11 protein-coding genes are annotated in these 9,357 nt (G+C 67.9%); 6 read left to right on the forward strand and 5 right to left on the reverse strand.

Translation table 11 applies throughout. The features are described from left to right. Window positions 1–344: alpha-ketoglutarate-dependent dioxygenase AlkB (locus AC1D01_RS11000; protein WP_477866072.1), on the forward strand; the 344-nt coding region annotated here is incomplete at its 5' end. Here the strand turns inward: AC1D01_RS11000 and AC1D01_RS11005 are convergent. Both AC1D01_RS11005 and AC1D01_RS11010 read right to left on the reverse strand, forming a co-directional pair. Continuing rightward, window positions 325–1,026, reverse strand: a complete 702-nt coding sequence (locus AC1D01_RS11005; RefSeq protein ID WP_477866073.1) for a 4'-phosphopantetheinyl transferase family protein — start codon at window positions 1,024–1,026, stop codon at window positions 325–327. The two genes, AC1D01_RS11000 and AC1D01_RS11005, sit on opposite strands and share 20 nt — an antisense overlap. Before the next feature lie 8 nt (window positions 1,027–1,034). Continuing rightward, window positions 1,035–2,369 carry a pseudouridine synthase gene (locus AC1D01_RS11010; RefSeq protein WP_477866074.1) on the reverse strand — a complete coding sequence of 445 codons (1,335 nt, stop codon included), beginning with the start codon at window positions 2,367–2,369 and terminating at the stop codon, window positions 1,035–1,037. A 147-nt stretch (window positions 2,370–2,516) separates the two neighbouring features. Between AC1D01_RS11010 and AC1D01_RS11015 the strand changes: the two genes are divergently transcribed. Genes AC1D01_RS11015 through AC1D01_RS11035 form a run of 5 tightly spaced genes read left to right on the forward strand, consistent with a single transcriptional unit; the run spans window position 2,517 to window position 5,782 of the window. Then, window positions 2,517–4,073 (forward strand): hypothetical protein, encoded by a 1,557-nt coding sequence (locus tag AC1D01_RS11015; RefSeq protein ID WP_477866075.1) that lies wholly within the window; start codon window positions 2,517–2,519, stop codon window positions 4,071–4,073. After that, the gene (locus AC1D01_RS11020) at window positions 3,982–4,701 is read left to right on the forward strand and encodes an RHS repeat-associated core domain-containing protein (protein ID WP_477866076.1); all 720 of its coding nucleotides are present in this window, start codon (window positions 3,982–3,984) and stop codon (window positions 4,699–4,701) included. Before AC1D01_RS11015 ends, AC1D01_RS11020 begins: the two co-directional genes overlap by 92 nt. Beyond that, on the forward strand, window positions 4,689–5,039 hold the full coding sequence (locus tag AC1D01_RS11025) for a hypothetical protein (protein WP_477866077.1): 351 nt from the start codon (window positions 4,689–4,691) through the stop codon (window positions 5,037–5,039). The genes AC1D01_RS11020 and AC1D01_RS11025 overlap by 13 nt, the downstream gene beginning before the upstream one ends. A gap of 58 nt (window positions 5,040–5,097) precedes the next feature. Further along, window positions 5,098–5,307: a hypothetical protein gene (locus tag AC1D01_RS11030; protein ID WP_477866078.1), complete on the forward strand. Its 210-nt coding sequence runs from the start codon at window positions 5,098–5,100 to the stop codon at window positions 5,305–5,307. Between the two features lie 7 nt (window positions 5,308–5,314). Then, window positions 5,315–5,782 (forward strand): hypothetical protein, encoded by a 468-nt coding sequence (locus tag AC1D01_RS11035; protein WP_477866079.1) that lies wholly within the window; start codon window positions 5,315–5,317, stop codon window positions 5,780–5,782. Between the two features lie 113 nt (window positions 5,783–5,895). Here AC1D01_RS11035 and AC1D01_RS11040 read toward each other — a convergent pair whose 3' ends face one another. From AC1D01_RS11040 to AC1D01_RS11050, 3 genes are all read right to left on the reverse strand, one after another. Next, on the reverse strand, window positions 5,896–7,719 hold the full coding sequence (locus tag AC1D01_RS11040) for a hybrid sensor histidine kinase/response regulator (RefSeq protein ID WP_477866080.1): 1,824 nt from the start codon (window positions 7,717–7,719) through the stop codon (window positions 5,896–5,898). Next, on the reverse strand, window positions 7,716–8,360 hold the full coding sequence (locus AC1D01_RS11045) for a response regulator (protein WP_477866081.1): 645 nt from the start codon (window positions 8,358–8,360) through the stop codon (window positions 7,716–7,718). Before AC1D01_RS11045 ends, AC1D01_RS11040 begins: the two co-directional genes overlap by 4 nt. A gap of 190 nt (window positions 8,361–8,550) precedes the next feature. Then, on the reverse strand, window positions 8,551–9,357 hold an 807-nt coding region (locus AC1D01_RS11050), incomplete at its 5' end, for an inorganic phosphate transporter (RefSeq protein WP_477866082.1).

Below are 9,357 nucleotides of genomic sequence, written 5' to 3' on the forward strand. Positions count from 1 at the left end.
TGCATGCAGCGGCCTGCGCGGGGTTCGACGGCTTCGAGCCGGATGCGAGCCTCGTCAACTTCTACGAACCGGGGGCGCGGCTGTCGCTGCACCAGGACCGCGATGAAGAGGACTTCGGCGCACCGATCGTGTCGGTGTCGCTGGGCCTGCCGGCGGTGTTCCTGTTCGGGGGCACGCAACGGCAGTCGCCGGTGAAGCGGCTGCGGCTGGCGCACGGCGACGTGGTCGTGTGGGGCGGGGCCTCACGGCTGGCGTTCCATGGCGTGGCGCCGCTCGCGGACGGCGAGCATCCGTCGACCGGGCGCTCGCGGATCAACCTGACCTTCAGGAAGGCGGGGCGCTAGCTTCACGCAGCGCAACGGCGAGTGCCGTGCCGGCGTGCTCCGGCAGCGATTGCACCTGCAGCACGTGATGGGCGCCGTCATGCACGACCTGCAGCGGGGCCAGGTCCTGCTGCAGCCCGGCGTCCACCGCATCCGGTGGAATCGACAGCCCGCTGCCGATCGCCTTCAGGCAGGCCTCCTTGCGCGTCCAGCCGCGCATGAAGGCGAGGTCGCGCAGCTCGGGTGGCGCCGCCAGCAGCGCGCGCTGTTCGGCCGGTGTGAAATTGCGTTCCGCCAGCGCGATCGCATCGCGCATCGGCCGCAGCACCTCCACATCCACGCCGATCTCGGTGCCCGCCGATGCGCCCGGCGCGACCGCGATCACCGCGACATCGTCGCTGTGGCTCAGGTTGAAGACGCAGGCGGCCGGCGCGTGCAGGAAGGGCTTGCCGAACGGACCGGCACCGAACACCAGCGCGGCGGCGGGCAGGCCGGTCTGCTGCGCGAGGACGGCCCGCAGCGCGACGTGCGACGCCAGGTGGCGCCGCCGCAGGCCCTCGAACACGAAGCGCTGGCCGCGCGCGACCTCGTCGGCCGACAGCGTCGCGAGTGCGGCGGCATCGGGCGTCTCGTCGAGCCGCAGCCACCACACGCGCAGCCCGAACGGCGCTGCCAGTTCGGTGTACGGCAACGAGCCCGCCATCGACAGGCTCAGAACGCCTCGCCCGGCCGCAGGTAGCGCCACTGCCCGGCCGGCAGGTCACCCAGCATCACGCGGCCGATGCGCACGCGCTTGAGGCCCAGCACCTCCAGCCCGACCGCCTCGCACATGCGCCGGATCTGGCGCTTCTTGCCTTCGCGCAGCACGAAGCGCAGCTGGTCGTCGTTGACCCATTCGACCTGGGCCTCGCGCAGCGGCTCGCCGTCGAGCTCGAGGCCGTGGTTCAGCAGCGCGAGCTCGCTGTCGGGCAGGCGCGTGCCGTCGGGGCGCTGCACGCGCACCAGGTACTCCTTCTCGATCTCGCTGTTCTCGCCGATCAGCTGCTTGGCGACGCGGCCGTCCTGCGTCAGCACCAGCAGGCCGACCGAATCGATGTCGAGCCGCCCGGCCGGCGCGAGGCCGCGCAGGTGGGTGTGCAGGAAGCGGGTGCCGGAGTTGTCGTCGTGCCACAGGTTCTCGGGCTTCACGAGCACGTAGGCCGGCTCGTAGCCGTCTTCCGCCTGGCCGCTGACGTAGCCGACCGGCTTGTTGATCAGCACCGTGACGCGCTGCGCCTGCTGGTGGCGGGCCTGGGCGTCAACGGTGATGCGCTGGCCGGGCATCACGCGCGAACCGAGTTCCTTGACGACCTGGTCGTCGACGCGCACCCAGCCCTTCGGGATCCAYTCGTCGGCCTCGCGGCGCGACGCGATGCCGAGCTCGCTCATGCGCTTGGACAGGCGCAGGCTGCCGGGCTGCTCGGCGTGCCAGACCGGCTCGTCGTCGTCGCGCTCGAAACGCTGCTGGGAGCGCTGCGGGGCGGGGCGGTTGTTGCCGAAGGCGGTGTTGCGCGGCGCGTTGTCGCGCTGCACGCCGTGGCGCGGGCTCGGATTGCGCGAGGACGTGTCGCGCGGGCCGGACGGTCCGGAGGGGCCCGATGGGAGGCCGAACGCGGTGTTGGGGCCTGAGCGCGGCGCTGCGGTCGGATCCGCGCGGCGTGCCGGCGGCAGCGGCTCGCGGCGCTCGCGCGGAGGACGGGCCTGGGACTGGAATGGGGCGGGTGCTTCGTCACGGCGCGGACCCGATGGTCCGGTCGGCCGCGGTTTGCGGCCGGTCGGCTCCGGGCGGGAGGGCTCGCCGCGGCGCGCGAACTCGGCCGGCGGCTGGTCGCCGAAGCGCTGGCGCAGTTGTTCCTGGTAGCGCGCCTCGCGCTCGGCGCGATCGGCCTGGGCCTGCGACAGCGTCGGGCGCTTCTGCACGCCGGCCCCGGCACCACGCAATGGCGCGCGCGCCGGTTTGTCGGAGGCGGACTTGCCCGCGGCTTTCTTCAGTTTCAGCGTGGCCATGGCAGTTCCAGATCGGGAATCCCCGATTGGAACATGCGGGGCTGCGATGGCGAGTGGCCGCGACGCGGCGCGGGTGATCTCCATAGTTTCTGCACATCCCCTGGGAAGACTGCGACGCGTCAAGCGCAACACAGATCAGGGGGATTCATGCTGGACATCATCAGGCGGCTTGCCGTCATCGCTTCGCTCGCCGTGCCGCTGACCTGCACTGCGCAGGCGCAGACCCTGCCGTCGCCACCGGTCTCTCCGAGATCGGTGACACGCCATGAATACGACGCCGAGGGCTTCGTCACCAAGGTGGTCCGCGGTGCCGGCACGCTGAACCTCGAGACCCGGGTGACCTATGACCCGCTGAACCGCGTCAAGGCGCAGGTCGATCCGGCGGGTGGCGTCACCGACCTCAGCGTCGACGCGGCCGGCCGCGTGTCGACGCGCATCGACAGCCGCGGCGTGACCGCGCGCATCGCCTACGACGCAGCGGGCCGGCTGAATGCCATCCAGTACCTGAAGGAAGGAGCGCCGGACGCGCTGCTCGTCTGGAACCACAGCCAGACCGGGCCGGGTTTCAGCTTCGGCATCGGGCGCCTGACGTCGACGCTCTTTCCGGGCGGATCCACGCAGTACGCCCACAACGCCTGGGGCGAGGTCGTCACCAGCACGCAGCGCGTGAGCCCGGCGAGCGGGGCCAATGGCGCAACGGTCACCACGGTGGCCGGCTACGAATACACGCTCGGTCGGCTGACCGGCATCACGTATCCATCGGGGCGCCGGCTCGCGATCCGCTGGAGCGGCGCGCATGTGGTGTCRATCGCGTTGGCGAAGGACGCGGGGAGTGAGCCGCTGCCGTTGATCGACCAGGTGACGTACCAGCCCTTCGGCCCGGTCGAAAGCTGGCAGTGGGCGATGGCCGGCGGCGCACAGGCGCACGAGCGCGTGACCGACCTGGACGGGCGCATCGTGCGGATGCGCCTCGGCGACGTGTTCCGCGACATCCGCTACGACGAGGCGGACCGGATCGTCTCGTTCACGCACCTGGCACCCGATGGCACGACACGGCTGGCACTCGACCAGAACTTCGGCTATGACGCGAACAGCCGGCTGACGAGCGTGGTCACCGCGACGACCAGCTGGGCGATTGCCCACGATCCGAACGGCAACCGGACCGAGCAGAGCCTGAGCGGGGTGCCCAGCACCTATGTGATCGAGGCGACCAGCAACCGGCTCGCTGCGATGACCAACCCGGCGCGCAGTTTCGGCTATGACAACGCCGGGAACACGACCAGCGACAGCGCCGGCTACACCGCGAGCTACGACCTGCCGGGGCAGCTGGCGGTGCTGTCGCGAGGCGGGATGACCGCGCGCTACAGCTACGACACCGAGCGGCGGCGCATCCGCAAGTTCACGAACGCGGGGCCGCAGAGCACCGTCATCTTTGTGTACGACCCGCAGGGCCAGCTGCTCGGCGAGTACGACCAGCAAGGTCGGGCGATTCGCGAATACGTCTGGCTGGACAACGTGCCGGTCGCGGTGTTCATGCCGGACCCCACGGACTCGACGGGGGGTACCGCTCGTCTACTTCATCCACACCGATCACCTGAACACGCCGCGCGTGGTGGTCGACCGCGAAGGCCGCCAGCGCTGGAGCTGGATGGCCGAGCCCTTCGGCACCACCGCGCCACTGACCAACCCGGCGGGGCTCGGTGACTTCACCTTCAACCTGCGCTTCCCGGGGCAGTATTCGGATGAGGAGTCGGGGCTGTTCTACAACTGGAACCGCTACTACCGGAAGGAGGGCGGGGGCTACACGCAGAGTGATGCGATGGGGCTGGCGGGTGGGAGCTTGTCCACGTACACGTATGCGGGCAACAACCCGCTCAGCGGGATCGATCCAATGGGGCTTTGCGATTGCAGCGCAATCTTGGCCCAGGCTGAACTGCTGAACAATGATCGGCGGTACAGCTACTCTGCGGAATCACGCCCGGGTCCCAATACCAACAAGTGCAACTTCTTCCTTGATGATGTCCTGCAATCGACCGGCGTCGCTCCTCACAGGAACTTTCTGGGCATGCCCTTCAGCGCTGGCACATGGGCCAATCCAGAAGCAATCATCCCCAACTTCCCTGTCGTCGAGACGCCGCAGCCAGGAGATGTGGTTGCCGTTGCCCACAACTATGCTGACGCATCCGGTCATGTCGCCATCGTGAAAGTGCCCGGTGTATCGTCGATCGGAGCTGGCTCAGGAAGTGGCTCGCATACAACCGGATGGCCGTGGGATTCGACAACATCGCCGCAGGGGACACCGGTCTACAGGAGATGCACATGTCAAAACTGATGCTGCGCAGGCTGTTCGATTCGGCCGTCTGGGCATTCATGGGACTCGCCCTGACCCAGCTCGGATGCGACTCGAAGCAGCAAGCCGAGGTTCCGCAGGCATGGTCCATGGACTTCAATGGAAAGACTCTTGGCGAGATACACAGCACCATCGGGTATCCCGCTGAGTCATCTTCCGCAAAGCAATTCGAGAACTGGATCCTGATTTCTGAGGATGGGACAAAGATGTTGAAAGTCATTTGCCCAGAGCGATGTGCGGATCAAGAGCTCGCTACTGAAGTCTGGTTCCTGACTTTCAAACGTGGGTCTTCGACGCCTGCGTCGCGAATGCGCTTGTAGGCTCGGCTCGTGGCTGTTGTCCGTGAGGGCCGCGAAGACGACGCCTATGGAGACGACCTTGGCGAAGAAACTCAGTGGCGAACTGAACGACATCATCGGTCGTTTGGACGAATCGATCCGCTTGGTAATGGACCGATGCACCRAGGCTGAATTCACTGCCTACAGGACCGCGATCGGCAGAGTCATCGGAGTGCTCGTTCTGGATGTCCTCAATCCGCTGTACGCGAGGAATCCGGAGGCCAAGCCTGACGGCTACGACGACGAATGAGACCACCATGACCATCGTTCCCTTTCGCTGTGCAAAGACAGGATCAGAGCTGTCTCCCGAAAAAGCAGGTCATTGCGCGCTCTGCGAGCGGCTGCTCGATCGTCAATTCTTGCCGGAGTGCGTTTACCCCGCGCAGAGGAAGCCGGTTTGTGTCGACTGCATCCAGGCCGTGGCCGACAAGACGTTCGCGACGATCATCAAACGGGACCTGTGGTTGGTTGACGCCGCGTCGTCGGCACGTCCAAAGAACATCCGCATCGAAATTGGCTTTCCACATTCGACTGGATCAGATGAAGAGGCCGCGTGCTCGGTGCTGATTCGCGGAGTGATGCCCAACGCCCTCGACATCCATGGTTCCGACGCCTTGAGCGCGATGCAGTGTGCGATGAAGTTTGCGGACTCCGAGTTGAAGGCTTTGCCCGAAACGATGGCAGTGCAGTGGCCAGGTGGTGATGCGTACTTCGACCGGCCGTGATGGGATCCATCACCCCTGTTCGTGAGCAAGTTGGAGGATGCCGCAAATGCTTCCCCAGGCAGAATCCGCGCGGACCCGCCGGCGGTCACCCGGAGGCGGGGCAGTGCCGCGACCTACGGCACCGCCCTCAGCACCGCATACAACTCGCGCGTGCGCACCGGCTTGAACAGCACCTGGTGCCCGCTGTCGTGCACCCGCTTCACCTGCTCCGGCGAGGTGTCGCCGGTGATCAGCAGCGCCGGCAGCGGCGCGCCGTAGAACTCGCGCACCCGCTCGATCGCCGCGATGCCGTCCTCGTCGTTCGCGAGTCGCAGGTCGGACACCACCACATCGATCACGCCGGCGTGGCGCCGCACCTCGGTGCAGGCCTCGAGGATGGTGCCGGCCGTCAGCACGTGGTAGCCCCAGGTCTGCAGCAGCTCGCGCATGCCGTCGCGGATGATCTCCTCGTCGTCGATCAGCAGCACCGTGCGGTTCGCGTCGACAGCGGCCGGCACCGTGTCGGCGGCGATCACCATGTTGTCCATCTCGACCAGCTCGGTCTGCTTGATCAGGATGCGGAACACCGTGCCGCGGCCCGGCGTCGAGGCCACCTCCAGCTTGTGTCCCATCAGCACCACCAGCCGCTTGACGATCGCCAGGCCCATGCCCAGCCCGCGCGTGCGGTCGCGCCCCGGGTTGCCCACCTGGTAGAACTCGTCGAAGACCTTCGGCAATTCGTCCTCGGCCATGCCGATGCCGGTGTCCCACACCTCGATGCTCACATGGTGCCGCCGGTTGCGCGCCACCACCACCAGGCCGCCCTCGTTCGTGTAGCGGATCGCGTTGTGGATCAGGTTGCTCAGCACGCGCTCCAGCAGGTGCGGGTCGCTGGTGACGATCTTGCCGCCGGGCTTGAAGCGCAGCGACAGCCCCAGCTCCTCGGCCTGCCCGCTGCAATGCATGTGCAGCACGCGGAACAGGTCGCGGATCGGGAACGACTGCAGGTTCGRCTCGATCACGCCGGCATCGAGCTTCGAGATGTCGAGCATCGACGTGAAGCTCTGCTCCAGCGCGTCGATCGAGCGGATCATGTTCGTCACCATCGGCTGCAGCGGCGAGCTGCCGAGCTGCTTCTGCAGCGTCGCGGCGAACAGGCCCAGCGCATGCATCGGCTGGCGCAGGTCGTGGCTGGCCGAGGCCAGGAAGCGGCTCTTCTCGCGGTTCGCCCGCTCCACCAGGAACACCTGCTGGCGCAGCGCGCGCACCAGCGCATCGTTGTCGAGCTTGGTCTGCAGCTCGCGCATCAGCAGCCGGTGGCGCGACAGCGCGAACACGCCGATCACGAGGCCCGATACCGCCACCAGCGAGCCGATCGTCAGCGACAGCGGCAGGCCCTCGCGCAGCAGCACCACGATCAACGGCGCGAGCAGCGGCAGCAGCCACCAGAAGATGGCCGGGCGGTACGGCGTCGAAATGTGCGCGCCCGCGGCCGCGACCAGCAGCAGCACGCCGATCAGCCACGAGGTGGCCGTCCAGTTGGTGCTGGGCAGCAGCCACCATGCCGCCGCGCCCCACACCATCGCCGACAGCGCCAGCACCAGCAGGTAGCGGCGCAGCCATTGCTTCGGCTCGGCCAGCGCCGCGCGGCCCTGGCGGCGGAAGTGCCACGCGAGCAGCAGCTGCAGCCCCTGCACGCTGTGCATCGCGGCCGACCACCACAGCACGCGCGCGTCGTCGGTCAGCAGCGCGAACACGCCCCAGCCGAGCAGCGCGAGCGCGAACGACACCGCGATCGTCCGGTAGGCATGGCGGTACAGGCGCTCCACCTGCGACGCGCCGGTGCGCTCGCGGCGGCGTTCCTGGCCTTCGTCGAGGCTCGCGTCGTGGGCACCGGGCGTCGCCGAGGGCGCRATGCGGAACACCACGGGCGGCCGGTCGCTCAACGGAACGCTCAACGGAACAGGCTGATCAGGTGCGAGCGCGACTTCACGTCGAGCGCGAGCAGGATCGTCGACACGTAGTTCTTGATGGTGCCCAGCGACAGGCCGGTGGCCGTGCTGATCTCCTGGTTGGAGCAGCCGGACAGCACCAGCTCGAGGATCTCGAGGTGGCGCGGGCCGAGCTCGGCGACCCGGTCGTAGCTGGACGAACTCGGAAAGCGCGGGAAGCGGGCACTGCTGCCGTGGTGAGCGGCGTGGCCATTGGCCGGGCCGGGCGTGGCCGACAGCAGCGAGAGCACGATGTCGCACATCGAGCCGGGCGCCTGGCCCTTGGTGACATAGCCGACCGCGCCGAGCGCACGCACCTGGCCGATCACGAATTCATCCTGCGTGCCGCTGATGACGGCGACGCGCGCTTGCGGAAAGGCCTCGAGGAACTGCTTCAGGCCCTGCAGTCCCTTGCAGTCGGGCATGTTCAGATCGAGCAGCACCAGCGTGGTGTCGGGGTGGGCCCGGTAGGCCTCGATCGCGTCGTGCAGCGTGCTCGCCTCCAGCAGCTCGAGTGGCGTGTCCTCGATGGCCGACAGGCTGGTGACGATGCCCACGCGCAGCAGCGCGTGATCGTCGACGATCAGGATCTTGGGGACGGGGGACACGGTGGATCCGGTGGATTCGGCGCCAGGGTGCAGAACTGAATTCATCGCAGGGGATGCCTCATCGACGCTCAAGCAAGCGCGCATCGTATGCGCTGAGCGCACGCGAGGCAAACCGCCCGTTCGGGCGAATCCGCTTCGTCGGATCGCCGTTGGCCCACCCGAAAGGGGGTGTCCCGGGCTTGCACCGTCGTCAGAACAGGTGCGTGAACAGCCAGTACAGCGAGCCCGACAACAGGATCGCGGCCGGCAGCGTCAGCACCCAGGCCATCAGCAGGTTGCGGATGGTCGACATCTGCAGGCCCGACCGGTTGGCCGCCATCGTGCCGGCCACGCCCGACGACAGCACGTGCGTGGTCGACACCGGCAGGCCGTACACGTCGGCCGCGCCGATCGTCAGCATCGCCACCAGCTCGGCCGACGCCCCTTGCGCATAGGTGAGATGGGTCTTGCCGATCTTCTCGCCGACGGTGACCACGATGCGCTTCCAGCCGACCATCGTGCCCAGGCCCAGCGCGATCGCGACCGCCACCTTCACCCACAGCGGGATGAATTTGGTCGCGTCGTCGATCTGCTTCTTGAAGGCCTTCAGGTTGGCGCGCGCATCGGTGTCGAAGCCGGTGCCCTCGGCCTTGTCGAGGAAGCGGATCGCCTCCGATGCGAGATACATGTCGTTACGCACATTCGCGACCGCCTCGGCCGGCACGCGGGCCAGCGAGCCGTGCTGCTTGACCTGGCGGCCGATGCTGCCGGCCATCTCGGCGAGGGCCGGCACCACGTCCGGCGTCAAGGCCTTGGTGCGCACGTAGTCGGACAGCACCTTGCGCGGATCGGCCGGGGTGGCAGCCGGCACGGCGGCCGCGTTGCCGCGCACCAGCGAGCCCTGGGTGGCCTGCGCCATCGCGACGAACTGGGTCACCTGGTCGACCGGCATCGCGCGGTTCAGCGCATAGGCCATCGGCACCGTGCCGACCAGGATCAGCATGATCAGCCCCATGCC

Source organism: Rhizobacter sp. P3_B12 (assembly GCF_056402895.1).

What these genes read in the sequence shown, in the direction of transcription:
- AC1D01_RS11035 (WP_477866079.1), top strand. Translation starts at nt 5,315, where the DNA reads ATGACCATCGTTCCCTTTCGCTGTGCAAAGACAGGATCAGAGCTGTCT.
- AC1D01_RS11025 (WP_477866077.1), top strand. Translation starts at nt 4,689, where the DNA reads ATGTCAAAACTGATGCTGCGCAGGCTGTTCGATTCGGCCGTCTGGGCA.
- AC1D01_RS11005 (WP_477866073.1), bottom strand. Translation starts at nt 1,026, where the DNA reads ATGGCGGGCTCGTTGCCGTACACCGAACTGGCAGCGCCGTTCGGGCTG.